We start from the raw sequence: 25,642 nt of genomic DNA, 5'->3' as shown, positions 1-25,642 counted from the left end.
GCAAGTTAAAGCGTTAAAAGGGACAGTCCCTCTCCGTGCTTTAAAGCATTGAAGCACTATATCAAAAAACAAGCCCTCGCTTCGGAGGGCTTGCTTTTCTTCTTATCGGCTGCTGCCGACTTCTTCTTTTTCTTTGATTCTCTTCTCCATGCGGGCTCTATCACGTTCCAGAACCGGCTTCAGGTATTTTCCTGTATAGGATTCCGGTACTTCGGCCACTTTTTCCGGTGTGCCTGAAGCAACGATCGTTCCGCCTTTATCCCCGCCCTCTGGACCGAGATCAATAAGATAGTCAGAGGCTTTGATGACATCCAGGTTATGTTCAATAACAAGTACTGAATCTCCGTTTTCTACCAGGCGTTGAAGAACGACCAGCAGACGGGAAATGTCATCGACATGCAAACCGGTTGTCGGCTCGTCAAGAATGTAAAGCGAACGTCCGGTTGAGCGGCGGTGCAGTTCCGATGCCAGTTTCACACGCTGAGCTTCTCCTCCTGATAAGGTTGTCGCAGGCTGGCCAAGCTTAATATATCCCAGGCCTACATCCGCAATGGTCTGCAGCTTGCGGCTGATCTTCGGAATATTTTCAAAGAATTGAAGAGCGTCTTCAATCGTCATTTCCAGCACATCGGCAATATTTTTGCCTTTGTATTTCACTTCCAGTGTTTCACGGTTATACCGTTTGCCATGACAAACTTCACAAGGCACGTACACATCTGGAAGAAAGTGCATTTCAATTTTAATGATTCCGTCTCCACGGCAAGCTTCACAGCGTCCGCCTTTTACGTTGAAGCTGAAACGGCCTTTCTTATAGCCGCGCACCTTCGCTTCATTGGTAGTCGCATAAACATCACGGATATCGTCAAACACTCCCGTATAGGTAGCTGGATTAGACCTTGGCGTCCTTCCAATAGGAGACTGGTCGATATCGATAACCTTATCAAGATGCTCGACCCCTTTGATTTGCTTATGCTCACCCGGTTTCGATTTGGCTCTATGAAGCTGCTGTGCAAGAGATTTGTGCAGGATCTCGTTGATCAGTGTACTTTTCCCAGAACCTGATACCCCCGTTACAGATGTAAAAATCCCCAAAGGAATCTTCACTTTCACATTCCTCAGGTTGTTTTCCTTTGCACCCATAATTTCAATGAAGCGGCCGTCCGGTTTTCTTCGTTCCACTGGAAGCGGAATGAACTTCTTACCGCTTAAATATTGCCCTGTCAGGGATTTGGAGTCATCCATGACTTCCTGCGGTGTTCCGGCAGACACGATTTCTCCTCCATGGACTCCCGCTCCTGGACCGACATCGATCAAATAATCTGCTGCAAGCATGGTATCCTCATCGTGTTCTACGACAATCAGGGTGTTTCCGATGTCACGCATGTTCTGCAGAGTGGAAATCAGGCGGTCGTTATCACGCTGATGAAGGCCGATTGACGGCTCATCCAAGATATACAGGACCCCTGTTAAGCGCGAACCGATCTGGGTTGCAAGCCTGATACGCTGGGCTTCCCCTCCTGAAAGGGTTCCGGCGGCCCTGCTGAGAGTCAGGTAATCCAGTCCGACATTATTAAGGAAACCAAGGCGCTCTCGGATCTCACGGAGAATCAATTTAGCAATCTTCATTTCTTTTTCTGACAGTTCCAACCCGGCGAAAAATCCTTCTGCTTCTTCAATGGAAAAAGCAGTCACTTCACCAATATGGAGAGAGTCTACTTTTACAGCCAGGCTTTCTGTTTTCAAACGATGGCCTTTACACTTAGGGCATGGTCTTTGTCCCATGTATTTTTCCATCTGCTCACGGATGTAATCGGAACTGGTCTCTTTGTAACGGCGTTCCACGTTACTGACGACACCTTCAAATTCGATATAGTTTTCACGCACTTGTCCCCAGTCATTTTCATAACGGAAGTAGACTTCTTCGCCTTTCGACCCGTAAAGCACCTTATCAAGCTGGTGCTTCGGCAGGTCCTTCACTGGGACGTCCATGTCGATGCCAAAGTGATTGCAGACCGCCTTTAACAGCTGAGGATAGTATTGAGAACTTGTCGGTTCCCACGGAGCAATCGCATGTTCATTAAGCGTCTTGTCCCAGATCGGGATGATCAAGTCCTCGTCGACTTCCAGTTTGGAACCCAGCCCATCACAGCTTTGGCAGGCGCCAAAAGGACTGTTGAATGAAAACATTCTTGGTTCCAGTTCACCAATGGAAAATCCGCATATCGGACAGGCATGGTGTTCACTGAATAAAAGTTCTTCTTCACCCATCACATCTATTAGGACCCGCCCATCAGCCAGCCGCAAAGCCGTTTCGAGAGAGTCCGAAAGACGTGCCTCCACGCCTTCTTTCACCACTATCCGGTCAATGATGACCTCTATGTCATGTTTTTTATTTTTCTCAAGTTCGATGTCGTCTCCAAGATCGAGGACTTCTCCGTTAACGCGGACCCTGACATATCCTTGCTTTTTGATATCCTCAAGCGTTTTGACATGGGTCCCTTTTCTGCCGGATACAATCGGTGCCAATACCTGGAGCTTGGTCCGCTCTTCATATTCCATGATTCTGTCGACCATCTGCTGAATCGTCTGGGAACTGATTTCGATTCCGTGAACCGGGCAGATCGGCCTGCCGACACGGGCATACAGCAAACGGAGATAATCATATATTTCCGTTACCGTCCCAACGGTTGAACGAGGGTTTCGGCTTGTTGTCTTCTGGTCGATCGAAATCGCCGGAGACAGCCCCTCGATGGCGTCTACGTCAGGCTTATCCATTTGGCCGAGGAACTGCCTGGCATAAGCAGACAGGGACTCGACATACCTTCGCTGCCCTTCAGCGTAAATGGTATCGAAGGCCAAGGAGGATTTCCCCGAACCCGACAAGCCCGTCAACACGACAAGCTTATCTCTTGGAATGGTAATATCTATATTTTTCAGGTTATGAGCTCTAGCTCCTTGTACTACAATTTGATCTTTAGCCATTACTGGTCATCCTTCCGCTTTTAACTCTAGAACTGTGTCACGCAGCTGTGCGGCACGTTCGAAGTCCAACGCTCTCGCTGCTTCCTTCATTTCTCCTTCTAAGCTTGCAATAAGCTTTTCTCTCTCTGGTTTTGTAAGCTTTGCCATTTTCTTCGGCGTTCCTTCGTACTCTGCCTGATCTTCTGCCGCATAGGTGGCACGGATAAGATTAGGAATATTCTTCTTGATTGTCTGAGGTGTAATCCCATGCTTCTCATTATAAGCTGTTTGGATTTCACGGCGCCGGCTTGTTTCATCAAGCGCCTTTTTCATGGAATCAGTGATCTTATCTGCATACATGATGACGTGTCCGTTGGAATTACGGGCTGCACGTCCAATAGTCTGAATTAGGGAGCGTTCCGAGCGGAGGAACCCTTCTTTGTCTGCATCCAAAATTGTGACAAGCGAGACTTCAGGTATATCCAGCCCTTCCCTTAACAGGTTAATTCCGACAAGAACGTCATACTTGCCCATCCGCAGATCGCGAAGGATTTCGATCCGCTCAAGTGTTTTGATTTCAGAGTGAAGATACTGTACCTTGATTCCGATTTCTTTCAGATAAGCCGACAAGTCTTCAGACATTTTTTTCGTCAGAGTCGTAACCAGTACCCTTTCATTCTTCTCAATCCGCTCATTGATTTCTCCAATCATGTCATCAATCTGCCCCTCAATCGGACGGACATCGATCGTCGGATCCAGCAGGCCTGTCGGACGGATGATCTGCTGAATCATCTCTGGGCTGTGCTCTTCCTCATAAGGTCCCGGTGTTGCTGAAACGTATACAAGCTGATCGACTTTCCCTTCAAATTCTTCAAACCGCAGCGGGCGGTTATCCATCGCTGAAGGCAGCCTGAACCCATGATCGACCAATACTTTTTTCCTCGCCTGGTCACCGTTGAACATCCCCCTTATTTGCGGGAGCGTCACGTGAGACTCATCAATGACAATCATGAAGTCATCCGGAAAATAATCCAGCAGCGTATAAGGAGTTGATCCGGCAGGACGAAGAGTCAAATGGCGGGAATAGTTCTCGATTCCTGAACAGAAGCCCATCTCTCTCATCATTTCGAGGTCATACCTTGTTCTTTGCTCGAGCCTCTGTGCTTCGAGAAGTTTATTTTCATCTCTCATCACTTTCAGCTGTTCCTCAAGTTCCTGCTCAATATTCCCAATGGCAATTTTCATTTTTTCTTCACGGGTAACGAAGTGGGAAGCTGGGAAAATCGCGACATGATCTCGTTCTCCGATGATTTCGCCTGTCAGTGAATCTACTTCTCTGATGCGGTCGATTTCGTCTCCAAAAAATTCAATTCGAATGCAATGCTCATCTTTTGATGCCGGGAATATTTCGACAACATCTCCGCGGACCCTGAAGGTACCACGTTTAAAGTCGATGTCATTCCTGGCGTATTGAACATCGACAAGCTTTCGTAAAAGCTGATTGCGTTCGATTTCCATCCCTACTCTTAATGAGACGACAAGATTTCTGTATTCCTCAGGAGAACCCAGGCCATAAATACAGGAAACACTGGCAATGACAATGACATCCTTCCGTTCAAATAAAGAAGAGGTTGCCGAATGCCGGAGTTTATCGATTTCATCATTGATACTCGCATCTTTTTCGATAAATGTATCTGTCTGCGGAACGTAGGCTTCCGGCTGATAATAATCATAGTAACTGACAAAATACTCAACCGCATTGTCAGGGAAAAACTCTTTAAATTCGCTGTACAGCTGACCTGCAAGCGTTTTGTTATGGGCGATGACCAGCGTTGGCTTATTGACTTCCTTGATGACATTGGAAACGGTAAAGGTTTTACCTGTTCCTGTCGCGCCAAGAAGGGTTTGATGCCTTTTTCCATCGCGGATTCCCTGGGCGATTTCTTTGATTGCCGCGGGCTGGTCCCCCTGCGGTTCATAATGAGACTTTAACTGAAATTGATCTTTCACCATCCTGCCTCCCGTTCAACTAAACTTATATATATAAAATATACCCTGTAAACAGCTACTCTAAAGCTTTCGTTTAAAAATAAGCTCCCGCACAGTATATTTTTAGGTGCATTTCCTTATATATTATAGACTTTATCCATACTCAATTTGCGTTCACTATAGCTTTGCTACTAGGATGGTAAACGCATGAATTCCGTAAGGATTACTCATTTTTCCATTACTCTCATTCTACCACAGGCTCTGTAAAAATAACCAACAATAAGCGAACAAAAGTTCGTGTTTTTTACTCCGCAGTTTTTCAAGCGTGATTAAGAAGATTCTTTGTTACCGGAATAATTTCGCTGAAAAGGAACCTCCCTGCTTATTGCTAGGCTGCTGCTGTTCTTTCTCTGAAGGACTTATAAGAAGGCTGTTTTGCTAAGAATGTGGTTTCTTAATGGATTTCCACTCCAATCCTTCTACGTAAAGAGGGAGGTGGATAATATAGCATTCAAAGAAATGAACCTATAAGAAAGACTGATACTTCATCCTTTGACTAAAATTCGATGAGTCTAATAAATTCTCTTTAAAAATTGAGTCAGCTTTTCATGAAACAGTGCATTCTCTTCTAGGAAAGGATAATGATTGCTTCTCTCAAAAACGGTCAGTTCAGCATCTCTGATCCCTTCTGCCATTTCAATTGAATATTCCAAAGGGCATTGAACATCATGCCTGCCGCACATCACCAGGGTTGGGGCACTGATCAGCGGGAGTTTCCTTGTCACATCAAATACCTGAAGTTCCCTGTTCATGAAATTCATACGGATTGCGGACAACTTTTTATGTATGCTTTTTCTGAAGTATTCTTCATACTTTTCTGGTTTATGAAGTGAAAGCTTCGTCCTGTATACCGAAATTTCTTTTCTCTCTTCTGAGGACAAGTCCGGCCGCTTAAGTCTTTCATTATAGTTCTGCATGATTTGAAATTGAGGATGTGAGGAATGATAGATACACTCCTTAGAGAAGGTATAATACTCTCGGGCAGATGCACCGGCAATTACCAAACCGTTGAGGCTGCTGGAAAAATAGATTCCATACATGATACCAAGCATCCCGCCCGTCGAGTGGCCCGCAAACATCCATTGTTCATAGCCCATCGCTTTTCGAACCGCTTCCAGATCAAAGATGGACTCTAGTAAACTGAGCTGATAAGGTTCATGGGCTTTTTCCGACCCTCCTGCTTCCCGCAAATTGACTAATATGACCTTGTGGGTCTTTGTGAATTCATCAGCAAAGTAATCTCCGGTTTCATTGAAGATGGAATAATGATGAGTGACACATAACGGTTCTCCCTTTCCTGCGCTGAAAATCTCGAATGTGCCCCTTCCCGTGTGGATGAGATTCCTTTCCCACTTCTTCATTTAGCTTCCTCCTTTTTTGAAAGGCTCTTTACATTAGGACTTTAAAGCACTAAGAGAGACTGTCCTTTTTGCACTTCTTAGTATTAAAGCTCTGCCGCCAAATTGCTGAATTCCCTTAAGTAGTGGAGATAGTTTTCGTCTCCGTAGTTGTATCGTTTGTTATACATTTTTACAATCACCATATTATGTTTGGGGATGACAAGTACTGTTGGTCCCGTTACACCAAGTATTTGATAGGAACCTCTTGGCACCTTCTCACCGAGTTCACTTTGAAGGGCAGGTTCTCCTTGTACAAACCAGAAAAATCCGTTTTGCGGGAGATCCTTATTTTCATAGACAGGACTTTGAATGGCCGTGGCGAGCCTTACTACTTCTTCAGGTACAATCTGCTTTCCAGCTGCCTTCCCCATATTCAAGTGAAGATTTCCCCACTGCGCCAATTCTCTTGCTGATACAAAAAGGTTCTTGTCCATTCCATCCGTTGTCGAGCCTAGGCTTGAATCAGCTCTTTCCTCAGGCTCCACAATCACTTCGGCCAGATTTTCATGGGGTTCTATTTCCCAGCCTGTCTCTGAAAACCCCATTGGATCAAAGACTCTTTCCTTCAGCAGCTGCGGAAAGCTTTTTTGATACAATCTATTCACCAGCTCAGTCATCATCCTAATGTTGATGCCCCTGTACGCCCAGTTTTGGCCAGGTGAAAACTCACGGAAAGGCACTCCTTCCTGTGCAGTATTCAGTCCATGTGAATGGGTGAGGAGGTGCCGGATGGTTGTACTTCCAAGCAAATCGGGGTCCCATTCTGGAAAATAATCCACCGCAAAGTCATCGAGACTTCCGATTTTACCCTCATGTACGGCATATGCCACTGCAAGCCCCAGGTAGCTTTTACGGGCAGAAGCGATATTAAATCTCGTCTTGCTGGTGACTTGTTTCGCACCTGGAAAATTAGATTGAGTGCCGCTATAATGCTCAAGCACCGTCTGGTTATCTTTTATAATCAATAATGCAGCTCCAGAGCTGTGATTTTTTTCTTTGATATGCTCGACCCACGAAATAAGTTTTTCATACATAGGTGATCTCCCCTTTTTAGCGATACATACTTTGTTCTATAAAGAAATCCCCACACCTTGTTAATAACTCTGTTGATAACTTGTTGATTATGTGGATTGTTTGTGAATAACTTTATCATATTGTTAATAAGTTGTGGTTAAATTCATTTTTATATAAAAAAAATGTGAATAACCATTTGTTATCCACGATTTAACGATAGTTATCCACTTTTCAGATAAATAAAAAAGCTCCTGATGAAATCAGGGCTTCAGCTTTGATTTTTTGCTTTGTTTCTCATTCGGTTGCTGTACCAAAAGCCGGCTGTCAGGGATGCTGCATCCACAACGATCAGTGCCCATGTGTCGGTATACCCTTTATACACGGATGCCGCTATCAACGCAACCGTCAGCACTAACCCGACAATATGGTTATAGGTTACCCTTGTAAATAGAACAACAAGCAAACCAGGCAGAAAAAGGCCTAATATATATTTTGAAATCATTTCAACTCTCTCCTCAGAAAATCCATTACTTCCATTTTAACAGATTTCGATTTGGAAGAGATACTTATTCTTTCGGGGAGTTAAATCCTTCAACGATTTTTTTCGTCATTTCGCTGAGCTGCTCATGAGGGATGTTTTTTTCAGACAGCATGTCTGGAAGGATATCATTCAAGAAGTATTGCACACTGTCCATTTCATGGAATTTCAAGATCGTGGCGAGTGCTTCTTCATAAATTTCCAAAAACAGCGGTTCGGGATTTCCTTTTTGAATTTCACCGAACGATTCATACAGTAAATCAATTTTATCGGCTACCGAGAGAATTCGTCCTTCGAGGCTCGAATCTTTCCCCTCTTTAAACCGGTCGCGGTAAACATCCTGATACTCTTCAGGGAATTCCTGTTTGATAAACTTGCCGATCATTTCTTCTTCTACCTCGCTGAACAGCCTGCGCAGTTCCTCTGAAGCATATTTTACAGGTGTTTTGATATCTCCTGTAAAAAGCTCTGCGTAATCGTGGTTCAATGCTTTTTCATATAATGCCTTCCAATTAACGGCATTGCCTTTATGCTCTTCGACCGTCCCTAAGAATTGTGCAATTTTGGTGACTTTGAATGAGTGGCTTGCAACATTATGATCCTGATATTTAAATCTTCCCGGACAACGGACAAGTTTCTCCACGTCTGAAAGACTTTTAAAATAATGATGAATCCCCATAAAATCCTCCTCCCTGTGAAACTAGTCTCTATTTTGATTATTCATTATACCCCTTTTCATTCCCTGTTCAACATTTTTTTAACATAGTAAAAGACGGCTTTGTTGAAGGAATTAGAGAAAAGGGTCGGAAGCTGGTGCTTGGCTTTTTCAATAATGACGAGCTCATGCAGAGGATGCTCCTTGTACAGCTTGTATTGGTTGTTGATCCAATCCGATTTGGCTCCATAGATGAGCAGGAGCGGTACTCTCAGATCAAGGATGCGGTCCGTACAATTATAATACAACGATTGTTTGTAAAAGTGATACCAAATGCTGCGGTTCGCTTTCTCCATATGTTTATATAGTTCCTGCTCTGCTTCAGGCGTTTTAGCATGAGCTTTAGATAAAATCGACATCATCAGCTGCGGCCTCTCTTTAATGGTTCTCATCCCAAGGAGGTGCATCACCTTCAGCCGGACAGTCTGCACTTTCGGATACCCTCCCGCAAGAATGAGAAGGTCCACCTTCTCCATATACTTATAGGTAAATTCCTGGGCAACCACTCCCCCGGCCGAATAGCCGAGAAGAACACATTCCGAAATAGCCAGATGATCGAGGATGGTTTTAACTTCCTCGACATATGTATCAATGCTGACATAATCCTCTTCGTTATAAGAGTCCCCATGTCCGCTGAGATCGGGAATGATCAAGCGGAACTGTTCCTTCAAAGGGTTCTGATAGATGAATGATTTCCTGCCGAGCCCGGGCGGATGAATCATTAGAATCGGTGTCCCTTCCCCGTAATCTTCAAAATACAGCTCCCTGTCCTTAAAGTCACAATACCCCATTCCATTCTCCTCCTACCCTTTGCAATACTCTTAGCTTTGGCAGAAGGAACTCAGAACATACAAGCTTTAGTAGTATAGAGCGCTGAATTACTGCATTTTAAGCTTCTCTAATTAGTGTAAAAAAGCACAAGGACCCTTTTAGTCCTGACAGGTAACATTGTTCCTTGAAGAAAAAGGCATTCTTGTCTTTTATTATCCAGGAGTTATTTGTCGAGAGTCGGATTTTCGCTGAGATATGTATGAAGATGGAGCGACTTCGGTCGGGAGAGGCAGATTTTCGCTGAGATATGTATGATGTTAGGGCCGCTTCAGTCGAGAGAAGCGAATTTTCGTTGAGATATGTATGATGTTGGGGCCGCTTCGGTCGGGAGAAGTGAATTTTCGTTGAGATACGTATGAAGACGGGACCGCTTCGGTCGGGAGAGGCCAATTAACGGCGAGATATGTACGAAGCTGGGGCTGCTTCGGCCGGGAGAAGCGCTTTTTCGTTGAGATAGTATGATGTCGGGGCCGCTTCGGTCGGGAGAGACGAATTTCCGCTGAGATGTGTATGATGTTGACGCCGCTTCGATCGGGAGAAATGTATTTTTGTTGAGATATGTATGATGTTGGGATCGCTTCGGTCGGGAGAAGCGCTTTTTCGCTGAGATATGTATGATGTCGGGGCCGCTTCGGTCTGGAGAGACGAATTTCCGCTGAGATGTGTATGATGTTGGCGCCGCTTCGGTGGGGAGAGGCAGATTTTCGCTGAGATATGTATGATGTTAGGGCCGCTTCGGTCGGGAGAAGCGAATTTTCGTTGAGATATGTATGATGTCGGCGCGGCTTCGGTCGGGAGAGGCCAATTAGCGGCGCGAGATATGTTCGAAGATGAGGCGGCTTCGTTCGGGAGAAATGTATTTTCGCAGAAATATGTACGAAGTTGTGGCCGCTTCGGTTGGGAGAGGCGAATTTCTTATCAAGGCATTTATAAGGCTGCTGTTACTTAGTTCAGAGAGCAGCCAAACCCCTGAGTTAAGTCCGCCCCCTTGAGTACAGACCCTTTAGGCGCAGAGGTTATTTCTTTACCTGGCACCGCCTGGACCTCTAAGTTATACTATTATGCTTGCGAAGTAACTGGGTGCTTGAAATTGTCCAGGAGCACCAAGCCTGAAGCAGGTCTCACAAACAGCACTTCATCTCCCCGAAAATCCTCTGTAGTTATCCGTGATGAGACAGGGACGGTGAAGTGGAAACGCACCTTTTTTACTGTGGGAGGAGCAACTCTGGCTGCGGTCTCCTGCAAATCCACCTTTTTATAGGTGATCACATCATATATATGGAGAGTTTCTCCTTCGATGTTCATAAGGATGATCATATCCTTCTCCGGCCAATAGTAGATGTTCTCAGGAAACACATATGTACAATAAAACATCAGCAGTTCAGCAGTATCTGTTGTGCTGAAACGATCAGCTAAAGCCATTTTACTCTTCGCCAAATGAAAGATAAATTTGATATCCTCATCACTTTGTCCATCCAGCTTTTTCAATGTAACTCTTTGTCCTTTTCCGGCAAGCTCCATGACAGGCTGCTGCTCCTCCACAGCATGAAAGCCGAATTTAGGATAGTACTCCAAAACAGTGCTGTTGGCAAAAAGGTATATCAAGTCCACACCCCTGAACTCTTCCAAAACTTTTTTCATTAAAACTCCGGAAAAACCTTTACCGCGGTAATCCTTATGAGTCATAACGGTACCGAGCTGCACAGCACTTTTCCGCTCACCCTCAATGATCAGATTAATTTTGTTCACCGAGACATTGGCAATGACCTTATCGCCGTCGACAAGGGAGTATGGATCATACTTGCCGGTCCAGAAACCCCTCTCATACCACTTTTCGAAATCGATTCCAAAAACTTGAGAAGACAGGGCATTAAAGCTCTTTCTCAAAGACATGTTGTCTCGATAACCTTTAACAAAAGTGTATCCATCCAATACTGCTCTCCCCAATCATATAAAGTCAGTTAGTTCGTTTTACTTTAGCATATTAACTCCATGCAAAGGACTGCCCCGTTTAGTTTGGCAGAGTTATAAAGTCTCCTTGCCTTTGCTGCTTTTCACAAACAAAACCGCAGCCTTCTACCAAGACTGCGGTTTTAGTTTATTTCAGTGAAGTTGAAATAGGTGCTTTTTTGCCGCCTTTAGGTGTCAGCCACACTTCCAGGGACGCTGCGCCTTCAAAATCTTCACCCGGCGGAAGCTCAATTGTATAAGAAAGCTCTTCTCCCTGTGCCAATGTCTCTGAGCCTAAAACCTGCATGAAAGCTGCAGCGCTTGAGTAGAGAAAAATGGTTTCGCCTGAAGAATTTTTCACCGCATAATCATATCGCTGGGAACTCGAAAACTCGAAAGTCACTTCTTTTTCCGTCTGGTTCTTTACTGTATAAACAAACTGGCCCTTCTCATTTTTAGTAATGCTTGGTTCGACCTCACCTGCCACTATGCCCTGCCCCCCATCTTCTTTACTATCCTCTTTGCTATCTTCTTCATCATTCTGTGATTCATTATTCACTTCTTCCACTCCTGAATCTTCTCCATGCTCAACGCTCATACCGCATGCTGCTGTCATGGAGATCATAAAGAGGAGCATCATTAATGCAAAGAAACGCTTTATCATATATATTTACACTCCTTCCTATTTAGAAAACCTTCTTATAGAAGTGGACGCTATAAAAAGAATAAAGTTACAAAAACTTCTGAAAATAGGCTGTTATAAAACAAAAGCCTTATGAGAAGCATTTCTCCCATAAGGCTCTGTTTTAAACAAAATGATACCCGACTTCAGATGACCATTCACGGTCTTCTTCCACAAAAATGATTCCCAATTCATGGTGATCACCTTCGTAAAGCGCTCCTTGTGAAAAGCGGATTTGCCCGTTGGTATCGAAGACTTCAAGTTTACAATAGGCACGGTTCTGCTGAAGAGCTTCGTAAAACTCCTCCTCTGTCTGTACCCGGAATCCATTTACTTTGGTAATCATTTCTCCGGAAATCAGCGACATTTTTTCAGCTGGAGAACCAGGCAGTATTGCCAAAATCATAATGCCTTGAGATTTCCTTGAGAAAAAATAGGATTTTTCACTGTCCTGCTTTCGCTGTCTGTAAGAAATCCATTCGCGCCCGGCAATGGCCATAGCCGCTCCCGCAATCGAAATATAGGGAGCATAATAGCCGGCAACAGCTACCGTCAGTACAAGGGCACCCAGCCAGAAGACACGGTTCCCGGTTTCCTTGATGCTGATTTGTGGAAGAGTGCTTCTAACCAGCTGCCGAAACCCTAACAGGAAGGGAAATAGAATAAGAGAGTAGGTGTTGGACCCTAATGTAAAGACGGGCCACCAACCCCAGGGCAGCTCCAATGATCCGATTGGGATAAGAAGGAACATAGGCACCACCCAAAGCTTCTTTCCTTCTTGGGCACCCACTTTAAGTCCCCGGGAGCTTTTTATCAGCCTGGGGGAAGTTTTCTTCCATCCGCTTAAATTGATCAGCACTCCCTCTATCAAAAGAAGCAGTCCCAGTAAAACGACAACAGCATTCAGCAAACCCTCATTCAGCTGCGCGAAATATGTATTGAAATATGGCATTTCCACCTTAAAATACCGCATAACCAGCAGACTAAAATAGCCAATTCCGACAGTGAGCGCAGGTGTTAGAAGCCTGATTTGGAATGTCAACGCCAACAGGACCGTGACGGCGCCTATCAACAATATTCCGCCAAATGGAATGACAAGACCGGCTCCGACAGTCAGCAGCGAGAACCCCAGTCCAAGCAGAATTCCCATCGGAAATAAAAATCGCAGCTCGTGATACATATCATAAATTCTGGTTTTAAGCTCCCGTCTTTCCCGTTTAATACGAAAAAAGCCGGCGAACAAAGCGATTATAATAGAAAAGTAGAGCATCGGGTTCAGAAACAGTTTTCCTGCCGCTTCCAAAACCTCCGTAAGCCAAAGCTGTACCAATGGTATTCACCATCCTCAACGTGTTAACCTTTTCTATTATTTTAACAAATAGACTCTATAAAACCTATTTATATTTGTCATTCTTCCCCTACTAAATTTTCCAGCACTCGACATTTATATATTTTCCCGGGAAATATAAAGGAAATTGCAAAGAACTGGCGAAAGATTAGGTGATTGTTGTCAGGAGGAATGTCAAATGAATGTCGTAGTTTACTGGAACCATGTCGGAAGAGAGCATGGCGGATTAAAATACACGAAAGATATACGGAAAAACAGCGAAGAAGTCATTACTAAAGCCCTTTCTTTAAAGAAACAATATGCATTGAAAAATGAGAACGGCCACCGTTTTCTGGTGTTAGAAGAATCACTTATCATCGAACTGCCCCACGAAAGTTCCGATAAAAAGTTTATCATCATCTATATGCTGGATCTTGGGCTTCAATTTTCCTATGGTTTTAAAAGCTCCCATGACGAATGGCTGATCGACATCGTCCAGTTTGAGCAAAAGGCTCCTGGTCTGGTCTGTGTACATGACTTATTGATTGATATCCGGGTGTTCGAGGACGGAAGCTATCATGTGATTGATATGGATGAGTTTCATGAGGCGTATCGATTGGGAGTCCTTTCTGAAGAGCAGGTGAAGCATAGTTTAAACGCGTTATCGCACATTCTTCATAAATTGAACCAGAAAAATTTCCCGGGGAGAACCCTAGAAGAAATAAAGAGCCAGTACTATTAAAGAAACCCGGAGCTTCAATGCCTCCGGGTCGCTTATCAATTCACTCTCTTTAAATACTCCAAAGCAGCCTTCAACTGCACATCATTCTTCTCATCTTTTACAGCTTTATAAATTTCCTCCTGAAGTTTGGAGGCTGTCTCACTGTCAATTTTTCCGCTGGCTTCAAGTCCATGTTTCTTTTGAAAACTCTTTACAGCTGTTTCTGTCGAGTTATTGAAATAGCCGTCGCTGCGGGCAGGTTTATAGCCGAGGCCTTGGAGCATCTCCTGGGCATTTTTAACCTGTTCATTGTTCATTTCCCGGACGAGCGGCTTCTCGGCTTGGAGAGGATGAGCATAGAAGTAGGCAGGCTGTTTCACGTGAATATTGGGCTCAATTCCTTTTTTATGGATCCAGTTGCCTTCAGGAGTAAGCCACTTGAACATGGTCAGCTTGATATTGCTTCCATCCCCCATTGGCACCGGCTGCTGGACTGTACCTTTTCCAAACGTTTTTGTTCCGATCAACGGATAGTCTCCGGCTTCTTTTAGTGCCCCTGCCAGTATTTCTGAAGCGGAAGCACTTCCCTCATCCACCAGTACGGTGATCGGGTAGGCCTTCTTCTCTTTGTTCTCAGAAAAATACTTCAGAGTGTCGCCGTTCCGCTCTTGAACCTGTACGTATGGTTTGTCTTTCGTCACCAGTTCATCAAGCATTTCATTGACGCTGGACAACAAGCCGCCGGGATTGCCCCGTACATCGATTACAAGCCCTGCAAGGCCCTGCTCTTCAAGTTCACTCAGCTGCTTTTTAAAATCCTTGGAGGTATTCTCTGAAAAAGAAGAAACTTCAATTACACCATAGTGTTTTCCGTTCTCATTCTTTATATCGGAATGGACGGTCTCTAGAGGGATCTCATCTCTTTTTACGCTGACTTTCACTGGGTTGGAGAGCCCTTCTCTCATGATCTCCAACTCCACTTTGGAGCCTTTTTCACCTCGGATCTTTAAGGTAGCTTCATATAAATCAAGACCAGTAATAGTTTCACCATCCACTTTCAGAATCTGGTCATTAGGACGCAGACCTGCTTTTTCAGCGGGCGAATCTTTGAAAGGTGCCACAATCAGCAGTTTCCCGTCCATGACGGTGACTTCCGCTCCGATTCCTTGAAAAGAAGAGCCCAGAGAATCATTGAATTGTGAAGCGGTGCGGGCATCCATATACACTGAGTACGGATCCTCGAGTGTATCCAGCATTCCCTGGATCGCCCCTTCCACAAGCTCTCCCTTGTCCACTTCTTCCACATATTTATCCGCTATAAGGTCATAGGCGACTTCCACTTTATGCAGTCTGTCACTCAATGGACCGCCTTCCATTGCCACTCCGTCCTCAGTATCCCGTTCAAAGGCATCCAGCAAACTCATGCCGCCGTACATCCCCCCTGCCCCTGCCAAAAGAGAGGCGGCCGCGATTATGATCAGTCCTTTCCGCTGCTCCATTACTTTCCCTCCTATAGTTAAGCTTCTCAGCATCCATCCCAATTTCCGGATAAAAAAGACACCACACAAAAAATGCTTAAAAGCGGTGCGATGTCTTTGCTATTGAAACTATATGCCTGTGAGGGACAAGTTATGAGTCTCGTTATCTAAATTTCTAAATGCTGCCTGATAAAACTTCCCCATTTTTCAAATTCGGTCAAAAAGCCATCATGGCCGAAGAGCGTATCTACTTCATAGAAGGTCGCACCAGGGACAAGGCCGGCAAACTCACTGATTACAGACGGAGGGTAAATCAAGTCGCCCCTGTAGGCAAGGGAGATCAGTTCAGGCTGGAACTCTAAAGCAGCCTCTCTCCATCCTCCGCGCCCCCTGCCGATATCATGGCTGTTCATTGCTCCCATCAGATACAGGTAGCTGTTGGGATCAAACCGTTTGGCCAGCTTCTCACCCTGATAAGCAAGATAGGATTCCACCTGAAATAATCTATTATCGGCCTTACTGCGATCGAACCTTTTTTCAAAGAGTTCCGGAGAGCGATAGGTGACCATCCCGGCCATCCTGGCGACTTTCATTCCAGAAACCTCTTCAGCTCTTTCATAATGTCCATTCCGCCAATGGGGATCTGACGTAATCGCCGTTTTGCCGATCATATTGAATGCAATACCATAATCAGAAAAATAAGGTGTGCTCGCCAGCAGGAACACTTTCTGCGTAAAAGCAGGATAAAGCAGGCCCCATTCCAGAGCCTGCATTCCTCCCAGCGAACCGCCGATGACTGCTTCTAAAGAGGAAATACCCAGTACTTTCAAAGCCTTATATTGAGAATGGACGATGTCTCTGACAGTCACCTCCGGAAAAGAGGTCCTGTAAGCTTCCCCTGTTTCCGGATTAAGAGATGCAGGACCAGTTGAACCGTCACAGCCTCCCAGAACATTAAATGTGACAACTAAGTACTTGTCAGTATCGATATGAGCAGAAAGGCCGATCAACCCCCTCCACCAGCCAGGATTTTCTTCCGTGCCGACACTGAGGTGGCTCCCTGTCAATGCATGGCACACAAGAATGACAGGACCGTCCTTCCTTCCGCACAGTTCATAACTAAGGTGGGTTTCATCCAGGGACTTGCCATTTTCAAGCTTCAGACAGCCTGTCGGAACAGTCCCCGTTTCATAGATGTATTCACTCATCTTTTATACAGAAGCAGCGGCAGCCGTCGCTTTGGTGATTGCCTGATCGAGATCAGCCTGCAAATCTTTTACAGATTCCAGTCCAATCGACAATCTGATCAATTCTTCTGTCACGCCTGTCGTTTTCAGGTCCTCGCTGCTTAACTGCTGATGGGTGGTGGACGCTGGATGGATGATCAGTGACTTCGCATCGCCCACATTGGCCACATGCGACCACAGCGTAATATTGTCGATCAGCTTCCTGCCTGCTTCTCTTCCGCCTTTAATGCCAAAATTCACGATGGAGCCGTGGCCGTGTGACAGATACTTTTCCGCAATGGCATTCGCAGGATGATTTTCCAGTCCGGGATAGCTGACCCAGTCTACTGATGGATGATTCTCAAGATAACGGGCGATTTCCAATGCGTTGCTGTTATGTTTCGGCACTCGTAAATGTAATGTTTCAAGTCCCTGAAGGAGAAGGAAAGCATTATGCGGGCTGATGCAGGCTCCCAGGTCACGCAGCAGCTGGACACGCAGTTTGACTGCATAAGCCGCTTCCCCAACGTCCACATAGCGAAGGCCGTTATAGCTTGGATCCGGTTCAGTGAAATCCTTGAATTTCGGGCTGTCCCAATCAAACTTTCCTCCATCCACAATCACTCCGCCGATCGCTGTTCCATGTCCTCCGATCCATTTGGTGGCCGAATGAATGACAATATCCGCTCCATACTGGATTGGCTGGCAGCCATATGGCGATGGAAATGTATTATCGATGATCAATGGAATACCGTTGGCGTGGGCAATATCTGCCACTTTTTCAATGTCCAGCACATTCAGGCTGGGATTTCCGATGGTTTCTGCAAACACCGCTTTTGTTTTTTCTGTGATGGCGTCCTGAATATTTTCCGGATTTGTACTATCCACAAACTTCACTTTGATGCCATAGCGTGGAAGGGTGACCGCAAATAAATTGTAGGTACCTCCGTAAAGCTTGGAAGAGGCGACAATTTCATCTCCCGCTCCCGCTATGTTTAAAATCGCCAGCGAGATCGCCGCCATTCCTGACGACACCGCCACTGCCGCGACTCCTTTTTCAAGAAGCGCTATCCTTTTTTCAAAAACATCCACGGTCGGGTTGCCGATCCTTGTGTAGATATTTCCCGGCTCACTCAAGGAAAAGAGATTCTGTGCGTGCTCCGTATCGTTAAAAACATAAGAAGTAGTCTGGTAAATCGGTACAGCGCGGGAACCCGTGACAGGGTCCGGCTCCTGGCCTCCATGCAATAATAAAGTTTCCGGGTCGAATTGATGATTTGTCATAATTAGTTCCTCCTCAAATTTTTAATTTAGCCTGACGCGAAGAGGTTTTTTCAATATAAAAAGCCCTCTCCGCTAAGAAGAGGGCTTGAAAGGTCAATGCTCCTCCTCTTATCTTCCAGACTGCACGAGCCTGTAGGATGTAGCACCTTTCCAAGCAGTAACTGCCTGTTGGTTGCCGGGCTTCATCGGGCCTATTCCCTCCGCCGCTCTCGATAAGAGTATCGAATTGCTTATGAAAATATATGTCGTATGAATTGGATTATAACTGACTATTATTGTATGGTCAATGATTATTCTGAATTTTTTATTTTCTTGATTCGATTTGGGATTATTAAAGCATTTTGCCATCCACTTGCCCTGGCTGGATACACATCTCCCCACAAAATTGACAACTCATGTACCCACACGCCCTGAGTGGATACACGTCTCTACCCGAAAAGACTAACTCATGTATCCACTCGCCCTGGCTGGATACATATCTCCCATCAAAATAGACAACTCAAGTACCCACCCGCCCTGGCTGGATACATATCTCCATCAAAAAGACTTACTCATGTATCCAACCGCCCTGGCTGGATACATATCTCCATCAAAAAGACTTACTCATGTATCCAACCGCCCTGGCTGGATACACATCTCCCATCAAAATAGACAACTCATGTATCCACACGCCCTGAGTGGATACACGTCTCTACCCGAAAAGAGTAACTCATGTATCCACTCTGCGGCTGAAGCAGCGGGGTGTATCCTTATACAAAACGCTCCACTAGGTTCCTAACAAGCCAGCTTCTTACAACCTGGAAGAATCTACAGCACCCTTAAACGCCTGAATGATATCCTCTGAATCCTCAATTCCGACAGAAATCCGGACAACCTGCTGGTTTACGCCGATTTTTTCTCTTGCTTCAGTTGACAAGGCGCGGTGTGAGGTTCCTTGCGGGTAGGAGACAGTTGTTTCCACGCCGGCAAGGGTCGGGACAATTTTAACCCAGCTCAACCCTGTGAAAAACCTGTGGATATCATTGTGTTCTGATAGCTCAATTGTCACGATCGCTCCGCTGCCTTTTTCCGCCGCATCCTTAGGATAGTAGACTTTTTTTATTCCGTCATATCCAGTAAGGGCTTCCGCTAGTTCAGCAGCATTCTCACATTGCTGTTTCATTCTCAGCGATAAAGTTTTACAGCCCCTGACCGTCAGCCACGCTTCGTGCGGACTAAGATTAAAGCCCAGATTGATGACCTTCGTTCTAGCTTTAGCGATCACTTCTTCGCTGCCGACTGTTACGCCAGCCGTCACATCGCTGTGGCCGCCGATATATTTGGTAGCGCTGTGTGCGACAATATCCACTCCATTACTATATGGAGTCATCAGGTATGGAGTTGCAAATGTATTATCGATCATTGTATAAATGCCATGTTTTTTCGCAATTGAAACCATAGCTTCCATATCTTCCACCCTTAAAAAGGGATTTGTAATGCTTTCACTATAGAGAAGCTTCGTTTGCGGTGTGATACTGCTTTCGATTTCTTCAGGGTTGCTGAAGTCAACAAAATTAGCGGTGATGCCAAAGGTTTTCAGCTCTTCGCTTAAAAGCTGATAGGTTCCGCCGTATATATCCTCGGCGGCAATGATATGGTCCCCGCTTTCAGTGACAGCCAAAATTCCGGCAAGGATCGCTCCCAGTCCCGAAGCAGCCGCCACTCCTGACGGTGCACCTTCAAGAGCAGCCACCATTTCGCCTAATTCATCAGTATTCGGATTGCCCGATCGTGAATAAAGGTATGGAGATTTTCCTTCATAGAAGCCTTCCAGTTCCTCCAGGGAGGAGAAGGTGAACGCAGAGGTTTGATAGATCGGTGTGGATTTACTTTTTATGCTGCGGTTATGCAATGTGCTGTGCACGACTTTTGTGTCAAACTTCATCTGTAAAAACTCCTTCTTCGATAGAAACACCTTTTTCCCCATTATACGACAACGTTTTAAGCCTGTCAGTCTTTATCACTTTAACGCATCAGCGTGCGAAGAGGGACAGTCCCTTGAGCTGCTTTAAAGCAGCACAGGGGACTGTCCCTTTCAGTACTTTACCGGGATAAAGCGCACCTATTAATCCATATTCTCTACTAGCTGAATCATCATATCTTTGTTCATCGGCCCGAGGATTTTATGCCGGATGATTCCATCAGTGTCGATCATATAAGAGGTTGGAATCGTTTGGGCCTGGTAAACGGTCCCCTGCACTCCATCCTCATCCAAAGGAATCGGGAAGGTCAATCCGTATTCTTCGCCAAATTTTTCAACAGCTTCTTTCCCATTGTCGATAGTGGTCAAGTTCACAGCAAGCATTTCGACATTCGCTTTCTCATGGTATTGTTCATAGTATTCCTGCATATGCGGCATTTCCGCTTTACATGGGGGACACCATGTCGCCCAGAAGTTAAGGATCACCTTCTGCCCTTTAAAATCCGATAACGACACTTCCTCTCCCGCTAATGTAGTCAATGTAAAGTCAGGAGCTGCATCCCCCTCACCCGGGCCTTCACTTCCAAATTCAACATCAAGCCCTGATTCCAATTGCTCTGATACCTGCTCTTCAATCTTCTTTTGGGAAGCTTGATTTTGAATGATATTAAATACAAAAAGCCCCCCAAGGACAGCAACTAATCCGATTCCTACAATTCTTTTACTCATTCGAGTCCCTCCTTAAACTGCTGATGCCGAGCACAGCAATCGTAATCGCTATATAAGCCATACTTTCTGCAGAGGCTATGCTCCCTTGCAGGAAATTGACCAGCAGCTGCATGCCTATGAATATCGAAAGCCATATTCTCTCTTTTCCTTTGTATAAAAGAAGATAAAACAGAAAGAAGCCGACCAGAACATTTACTGCGCTCAGAATCGAGCTGCTGTCAGCAAGAAATTCAGAAGCCCCCTCATACACGAGAACAACCAGCAGCCAAGAGCTGATCAATTGCTGTCTCGCACCTTTGAAATATATGTACACCAAAGCAACTGTCACACCAAGCCAAAATCCCTTATAACCACCATTAAAATAAAGAGCCGTCAAAGGCTGTTGAATGAATCCGGAAAAGTCGAACAATATCACACTGAATTTCCAGGTGATGATAAACCAAAACACACTATTCCCAAACCATTCTCCGCTATTTTTTCCATAATGAAGCCATATAAAAATACCTGTTATAATAAACGCTGCCACGAGCGCTCCCCAAGTCGAAGGAAATGTGAACGCCCCTATACTGTACCACTTCAAACTTACACCTTCCTAACAATTAATTTCTTTATATCATCATACCAGCAGGAGGACTTGAACCGGCCAGTATTTTATGAACAAACTCAAAAACATTCTGGTGCCAAGAATTACATAACAAAGTAATTATTGTACATTCTAAGGACTAGAGGAGGTGGTAGCATGTTTAAATCAAAGCGGCGCGAAATACAAGAAGAAAAACAACACGACGGAAAAGAAATTCCCGTTTCTTTAGAGGAGAAAGCTAAAAGAATTCAAACTGTTTTCAACTTTCCTCTTAATCAAGACTTTTCAGTAAGGAAATTGACTCTTTCCGGCTGCAACCGAAAGGCAGTCTTATATTTTCTCAACGGTATGTGTGAGGGAGACATCATTGAAAAAGTGCTGATTCCTAATTTGCTCTCACTCAATGGGACGGACGCCGAATTGGATTTAGAGTTCATTTCAAATCATGTTCCTCTAAGTGACATTAAAGAAGAATACACATACAGCATGGTGGTCAACCAATTATTATTGGGCAATGCCATTCTATTAATTGATGGGAAAAAGGAAGCATTCATCTTTGGAACATCAGGCTTTGAAAAGCGCGGAGTAGAAAAAGCTGAAGATGAAAACATTTTAAAAGGTCCCAAAGAAGCATTTATCGAGTCAATAGCCGTTAACATTTCGCTTGTCCGCAAGCAGCTTCGTTCACCCCAACTAACTACAGAGTATGTGACCGTTGGAGAAAAAGGCTTGAGCCAAATAGCAATTCTATACTTAAAAGATGTAGCAAACCCCACTCTGATTGAAAAAATGAAAAAACGCTTAAAGGAAATCAAAGCTGATGAAGTGCAGAATCTCGGTCTTCTAGAACAGCATATTGAGGAACGTCCTTACTCGCTGGTTCCGACTGTATTGTACACCGAAAGGCCGGATAGAGCAGTCAGCTTTATTAATGAAGGGCATGTAGTCTTATTAATGGACAGTTCACCCAGCAGCCTGATTGCACCTGTGACATTCTGGTCATTTTTCCATACATCAGAGGATTACTATGCAAGATGGGTTTATGGAAACTTCACAAGACTTCTAAGAATTGCAGCTATATTTATTACTATCTTGACTCCTGCAATTTATATCGCAGTGACAAATTATCATATCGAAATGCTGCCAACTGATCTAGTTTTGGCTATCGCGGCCACAAGGGAAGAAGTTCCTTTTCCGGCTATTTTTGAAGTGATTATGCTCCTGCTTGCTTTTGAACTGATAAGAGAAGGGGGAGTCAGGGTGCCTAACCCAATCGGTCCGACAATCGGAATTGTAGGAGCTTTGATCCTGGGCCAGGCTGCAGTAGAGGCTAATATCATCAGCCCGATTCTTGTCATTGTCATTGCAGTGACGGGACTGGCCTCTTTCGCAGTCCCCAATCTGTCCTTCAATTACATGATCAGATTGTCGACATATATCTTTCTTTTGTTTGGCAGTTTATGGGGGTTTCTCGGCTTAGGTATTTGTATCACTTTATGCATCGGCTATCTATCTACAGTCACTTCTTTTGACGTTCCATACCTTTCACCAATGGCCCCTCACTATCCTTCTTCAAAGGATTTGATAGTCCGGCCTCCAATATGGAAACAGTGGCTGCGCCCAATGAATATTTTCCCGATTGAGAAGGAAAAGATGAAAGAACCGGAAGGAGAGAACAATAAATGATTTCTCCTGCAGACAGAAGACTTGGAACCCGGGAGCTGTTTGCCCTGGTGACCATTACGCTTGGCATCAAATTTACTGATATGACCGCTACCCTTCTATTCAAAGAAACAGCCCAGGCTGCTTGGATGATCCCTCTTTTTTCAGGTGCGGTCATGATCATTCCGTTAATATGCCTGCTCAAATTAGTTAAAAATTTCAAGGATAAAAACATTATCGATATTACTTACCAGGTTACTGGAAAGTATATAGGTTTTATTATTGGAATGGTCCTCTTTTATATTTCATTTTCTGCAACTGTCGTTGATAGCAGAAGCTACATCGACATCATTAATACAATGTATTTCACATCGACCAGTACGTCACAGATTTATTTCATCCTGGTAGGGGCAAGCTACTTCCTGGCCAACAGGGGATTGCTCGCTATCGGCAGGACAGCATGGATATCGCTTCCATATATAAAGGCTTCCTTATTCTTTATCATAGTACTAATTTGGAATGAGCTGTTTTTTGGCTATCTCTTTCCTTTTGGAGGATATGGTCTTAAAGAAATTGCCTATAATGGAGTAAGCTACGCTTCCATTACCAGTGACTTACTTTTCTTGACCGTTATTTATCCATTCTTCAAAAGTTATAAATCTTTTAAAAAAGCGACCATTTTAGGAATTATTGTGGCCAGTTTAGAATTGGCGGTCTTTTTTGCTGTATACATTGCCTTTTTTGACTACCCATTAATCAAATATATCGCTTACCCATTTCATGAAATTACCCGTATGGTCACCTTCGGAAGGTATGTCTCTAATATAGAAGCTCTATTCTTTGCATTTTGGAGCGTTGCCAGTTTGATACGGTTTGCTCTTTATTTGTATATCTCTACTGCGATTTTTTCTTATACAGTAAAAATCAAGGAGTTTGAACCATTGATCCTGCCCTTTGCGGGGTTGACGATCATGCTAGGCCTAATACCGGAAAATGTCGTCCAGAACGTCCTTATTTTAAGAAGCCAGGCCATCTTAATGGTAACCTCCATTCTCATATTCACCATTCCAGTGGCATTATTGTTGATTGCTAAACTTAAGGGGGAATTAAACAGGTGAAATTACGAGTTGCACTTTGTTTGTCCATATTGCTATTGGCTGGATGCGCAGACAAAATAGAAGTGGAAGAAGAAGGATTCGTATTGGTGATTGGAGTGGACCTGCCTGAGGAGGGAGGAACAGGTTATGATATTACCTTTCAAATGGCGGATCCTCAGGCGGGCAATCCGGGCAGCCAGCCAGGCTCCGCAGAATTCAAGTCCCTCATGATCCGTGTACCGGACCTTATTGCTGCCCGGGATATGTTAAATATCTCAGAAACAAGGAACATCAACTTTTACCATACGAAAGCACTTATTATCAGTGAAGAACTGGCGCGTTCTGATAAATTTCTTGAGGTGCTATCGACTATTGCCCGGGATACTCAGTCAAGAAGAGATATGAATCTCCTGGTATCCAAAGAGAGAGCGAATAAGTTCCTCAATCATAATCATCCCGCTTTCGAAGCAAGTCCGCATAAATTTTACGACTTTGTTACCAGGAGGTGGGAAAACAACTCACTAGTCCCCAGAGCCACCCTTCATACGATCATCCATGATACAGAAGCGGATGCGGGACTGGCATTGGCCATATATGCAACTACTGAAGAGAATGTGAATCTAAAAACTAATGAAGACAACTATTTGCCCGGCGAGATGCTCAAAGAAGGCGGTACACCTGTCCAAATAATTGGCGCAGCTGCCTTCAGGGACGGAAAAATGGTAGGATCACTGACTGGTGAGGCTGTCAGAGCCAGAGCCATGCTGACTGAACACCTGCAGCCAAAAGAAGTGACCTTTACCTTTCCAGACCCATTGAATGAGGAGTTTCGAGTTACAGGAAAATTGACCAATACAAAAACCAAAGTTAAAGTCGATGTCAGCAATCCAACACCTGATATAACAGTGGATGTTTGGCTTAGTGTAAAGATACTTGGAATCCCCAGTATGATCAACTACGTTGAAGATTCACAAAAACAAGAGGTCCTCGATGATTCACTTGAAAAAAGGTTTAAAGAACGGGCAGACGAACTGGTAGAAAAAACGCAAACTGAATTAAAAGCAGAGGCATTCAACTGGTCTCTTGCTGCGCGCAAAAAGTTCTTTACAGTTAAAGAATACCAGGAATATGATTGGATGCACTCCTATCCGGATGCCAAGGTGAAAATAAAAGTCCATACAAATATTGAAAGCTTCGGTAAAATACTACGCCCGCGTTCAAAAGAGGCGATTATTGATTAAAAGGGGTGATATTATGTTCTGGTTAACACTAATACTTTGTGCTTATTTAAGCTATTACTCACTTCGTTATGCAAGACTTGTCTGGAAAAACAAAAATAAACTTGGAGCTTCCATGGTCGGACTATTGGCAGTCATATTATTCACAATGCCTTTCCTTAACTTTTGGTTGTTTTTGGACAAATAAAGAAGAAAAG

At 44.5% G+C, this 25,642-nt stretch carries 20 protein-coding genes and 1 riboswitch; of the genes, 4 read left to right on the top strand and 16 right to left on the bottom strand.

The features are described from left to right. Positions 1 to 102: 102 nt before the first annotated feature. From uvrA to FZC79_RS08100, 10 genes are all read right to left on the bottom strand, one after another. On the bottom strand, positions 103 to 2,982 hold the full coding sequence (gene uvrA, locus FZC79_RS08145; protein WP_148946315.1) for an excinuclease ABC subunit UvrA: 2,880 nt from the start codon (positions 2,980 to 2,982) through the stop codon (positions 103 to 105). 6 nt (positions 2,983 to 2,988) lie between these two features. After that, positions 2,989 to 4,971: an excinuclease ABC subunit UvrB gene (gene uvrB, locus FZC79_RS08140; RefSeq protein ID WP_148946314.1), complete on the bottom strand. Its 1,983-nt coding sequence runs from the start codon at positions 4,969 to 4,971 to the stop codon at positions 2,989 to 2,991. A 551-nt stretch (positions 4,972 to 5,522) separates the two neighbouring features. Continuing rightward, on the bottom strand, positions 5,523 to 6,371 hold the full coding sequence (locus FZC79_RS08135; RefSeq protein ID WP_148946313.1) for an alpha/beta fold hydrolase: 849 nt from the start codon (positions 6,369 to 6,371) through the stop codon (positions 5,523 to 5,525). Between the two features lie 83 nt (positions 6,372 to 6,454). Further along, on the bottom strand, positions 6,455 to 7,444 hold the full coding sequence (locus FZC79_RS08130; protein WP_148946312.1) for a serine hydrolase domain-containing protein: 990 nt from the start codon (positions 7,442 to 7,444) through the stop codon (positions 6,455 to 6,457). Positions 7,445 to 7,692: 248 nt separating this feature from the next. Further along, positions 7,693 to 7,926 carry a CsbA family protein gene (locus FZC79_RS08125; protein WP_148946311.1) on the bottom strand — a complete coding sequence of 78 codons (234 nt, stop codon included), beginning with the start codon at positions 7,924 to 7,926 and terminating at the stop codon, positions 7,693 to 7,695. A gap of 64 nt (positions 7,927 to 7,990) precedes the next feature. After that, positions 7,991 to 8,641: an HD domain-containing protein gene (locus FZC79_RS08120; protein ID WP_148946310.1), complete on the bottom strand. Its 651-nt coding sequence runs from the start codon at positions 8,639 to 8,641 to the stop codon at positions 7,991 to 7,993. A 56-nt stretch (positions 8,642 to 8,697) separates the two neighbouring features. After that, positions 8,698 to 9,468, bottom strand: a complete 771-nt coding sequence (locus tag FZC79_RS08115) for an alpha/beta fold hydrolase (protein WP_148946309.1) — start codon at positions 9,466 to 9,468, stop codon at positions 8,698 to 8,700. Between the two features lie 1,099 nt (positions 9,469 to 10,567). Continuing rightward, complete coding sequence (locus tag FZC79_RS08110) at positions 10,568 to 11,440, bottom strand: GNAT family N-acetyltransferase (RefSeq protein WP_148946308.1); 873 nt, start codon at positions 11,438 to 11,440, stop codon at positions 10,568 to 10,570. A gap of 166 nt (positions 11,441 to 11,606) precedes the next feature. Next, positions 11,607 to 12,122, bottom strand: coding sequence for a BsuPI-related putative proteinase inhibitor (locus FZC79_RS08105; protein WP_148946307.1), 516 nt, complete (start codon positions 12,120 to 12,122; stop codon positions 11,607 to 11,609). A gap of 142 nt (positions 12,123 to 12,264) precedes the next feature. After that, the gene (locus FZC79_RS08100) at positions 12,265 to 13,470 is read right to left on the bottom strand and encodes a PDZ domain-containing protein (protein WP_148946306.1); all 1,206 of its coding nucleotides are present in this window, start codon (positions 13,468 to 13,470) and stop codon (positions 12,265 to 12,267) included. A gap of 196 nt (positions 13,471 to 13,666) precedes the next feature. Between FZC79_RS08100 and FZC79_RS08095 the strand changes: the two genes are divergently transcribed. Next, on the top strand, positions 13,667 to 14,209 hold the full coding sequence (locus FZC79_RS08095) for a DUF402 domain-containing protein (protein WP_148946305.1): 543 nt from the start codon (positions 13,667 to 13,669) through the stop codon (positions 14,207 to 14,209). 35 nt (positions 14,210 to 14,244) lie between these two features. Here FZC79_RS08095 and FZC79_RS08090 read toward each other — a convergent pair whose 3' ends face one another. From FZC79_RS08090 to FZC79_RS08065, 6 genes are all read right to left on the bottom strand, one after another. After that, complete coding sequence (locus tag FZC79_RS08090; protein ID WP_148946304.1) at positions 14,245 to 15,687, bottom strand: S41 family peptidase; 1,443 nt, start codon at positions 15,685 to 15,687, stop codon at positions 14,245 to 14,247. A gap of 146 nt (positions 15,688 to 15,833) precedes the next feature. Then, entirely contained in the window at positions 15,834 to 16,874 is a 1,041-nt protein-coding gene (metX, locus tag FZC79_RS08085; RefSeq protein WP_148946303.1) for a homoserine O-acetyltransferase MetX, read from the bottom strand. Between the two features lie 3 nt (positions 16,875 to 16,877). Further along, the gene (locus tag FZC79_RS08080) at positions 16,878 to 18,176 is read right to left on the bottom strand and encodes an O-acetylhomoserine aminocarboxypropyltransferase/cysteine synthase family protein (protein WP_148946302.1); all 1,299 of its coding nucleotides are present in this window, start codon (positions 18,174 to 18,176) and stop codon (positions 16,878 to 16,880) included. 105 nt (positions 18,177 to 18,281) lie between these two features. After that, a riboswitch (SAM riboswitch) is annotated at positions 18,282 to 18,395 on the bottom strand. 571 nt (positions 18,396 to 18,966) lie between these two features. Continuing rightward, positions 18,967 to 20,100, bottom strand: coding sequence for a trans-sulfuration enzyme family protein (locus tag FZC79_RS08075; protein ID WP_148946301.1), 1,134 nt, complete (start codon positions 20,098 to 20,100; stop codon positions 18,967 to 18,969). A gap of 180 nt (positions 20,101 to 20,280) precedes the next feature. Continuing rightward, a complete protein-coding gene (locus FZC79_RS08070; RefSeq protein ID WP_148946300.1) occupies positions 20,281 to 20,865 on the bottom strand; it encodes a peroxiredoxin family protein in 585 nt (194 codons plus the stop codon). Further along, positions 20,858 to 21,445 carry a hypothetical protein gene (locus FZC79_RS08065; RefSeq protein ID WP_148946299.1) on the bottom strand — a complete coding sequence of 196 codons (588 nt, stop codon included), beginning with the start codon at positions 21,443 to 21,445 and terminating at the stop codon, positions 20,858 to 20,860. The genes FZC79_RS08070 and FZC79_RS08065 overlap by 8 nt, the downstream gene beginning before the upstream one ends. A 159-nt stretch (positions 21,446 to 21,604) precedes the next feature. On the opposite strand from FZC79_RS08065, the gene FZC79_RS08060 reads away from it, so the two are divergent. The 3 genes from FZC79_RS08060 to FZC79_RS08050 are packed head-to-tail and all read left to right on the top strand — an operon-like array spanning position 21,605 to position 25,448. Then, a complete protein-coding gene (locus FZC79_RS08060) occupies positions 21,605 to 23,134 on the top strand; it encodes a spore germination protein (protein ID WP_148946298.1) in 1,530 nt (509 codons plus the stop codon). Continuing rightward, a complete protein-coding gene (locus tag FZC79_RS08055; RefSeq protein WP_148946297.1) occupies positions 23,131 to 24,228 on the top strand; it encodes a GerAB/ArcD/ProY family transporter in 1,098 nt (365 codons plus the stop codon). Before FZC79_RS08060 ends, FZC79_RS08055 begins: the two co-directional genes overlap by 4 nt. Continuing rightward, positions 24,225 to 25,448 carry a Ger(x)C family spore germination protein gene (locus tag FZC79_RS08050; protein ID WP_187442693.1) on the top strand — a complete coding sequence of 408 codons (1,224 nt, stop codon included), beginning with the start codon at positions 24,225 to 24,227 and terminating at the stop codon, positions 25,446 to 25,448. The genes FZC79_RS08055 and FZC79_RS08050 overlap by 4 nt, the downstream gene beginning before the upstream one ends. Positions 25,449 to 25,642 lie beyond the last annotated feature (194 nt).

The sequence above is a fragment of the Rossellomorea vietnamensis genome (assembly GCF_008180615.1).
Taxonomy (GTDB): Bacteria; Bacillota; Bacilli; order Bacillales; family Bacillaceae_B; genus Rossellomorea; species Rossellomorea vietnamensis_D.
The sequence above is the reverse complement of the archived record's forward strand: the minus strand, read 5'-3'. Positions and strand labels throughout refer to the sequence as shown.

Bases quoted from the DNA above. Each gene is read 5' to 3' on its own strand.
- FZC79_RS08120 (WP_148946310.1), bottom strand. From the start codon at position 8,641: ATGGGGATTCATCATTATTTTAAAAGTCTTTCAGACGTGGAGAAACTT.
- FZC79_RS08105 (WP_148946307.1), bottom strand. From the start codon at position 12,122: ATGATAAAGCGTTTCTTTGCATTAATGATGCTCCTCTTTATGATCTCC.
- FZC79_RS08090 (WP_148946304.1), bottom strand. From the start codon at position 15,687: ATGGAGCAGCGGAAAGGACTGATCATAATCGCGGCCGCCTCTCTTTTG.
- FZC79_RS08130 (WP_148946312.1), bottom strand. From the start codon at position 7,444: ATGTATGAAAAACTTATTTCGTGGGTCGAGCATATCAAAGAAAAAAAT.
- metX (WP_148946303.1), bottom strand. From the start codon at position 16,874: ATGAGTGAATACATCTATGAAACGGGGACTGTTCCGACAGGCTGTCTG.
- FZC79_RS08135 (WP_148946313.1), bottom strand. From the start codon at position 6,371: ATGAAGAAGTGGGAAAGGAATCTCATCCACACGGGAAGGGGCACATTC.
- FZC79_RS08115 (WP_148946309.1), bottom strand. From the start codon at position 9,468: ATGGGGTATTGTGACTTTAAGGACAGGGAGCTGTATTTTGAAGATTAC.
- FZC79_RS08075 (WP_148946301.1), bottom strand. From the start codon at position 20,100: ATGAAGTTTGACACAAAAGTCGTGCACAGCACATTGCATAACCGCAGC.
- FZC79_RS08125 (WP_148946311.1), bottom strand. From the start codon at position 7,926: ATGATTTCAAAATATATATTAGGCCTTTTTCTGCCTGGTTTGCTTGTT.
- FZC79_RS08080 (WP_148946302.1), bottom strand. From the start codon at position 18,176: ATGACAAATCATCAATTCGACCCGGAAACTTTATTATTGCATGGAGGC.
- FZC79_RS08070 (WP_148946300.1), bottom strand. From the start codon at position 20,865: ATGAGTAAAAGAATTGTAGGAATCGGATTAGTTGCTGTCCTTGGGGGG.
- FZC79_RS08060 (WP_148946298.1), top strand. From the start codon at position 21,605: ATGTTTAAATCAAAGCGGCGCGAAATACAAGAAGAAAAACAACACGAC.
- uvrA (WP_148946315.1), bottom strand. From the start codon at position 2,982: ATGGCTAAAGATCAAATTGTAGTACAAGGAGCTAGAGCTCATAACCTG.
- FZC79_RS08095 (WP_148946305.1), top strand. From the start codon at position 13,667: ATGAATGTCGTAGTTTACTGGAACCATGTCGGAAGAGAGCATGGCGGA.
- FZC79_RS08055 (WP_148946297.1), top strand. From the start codon at position 23,131: ATGATTTCTCCTGCAGACAGAAGACTTGGAACCCGGGAGCTGTTTGCC.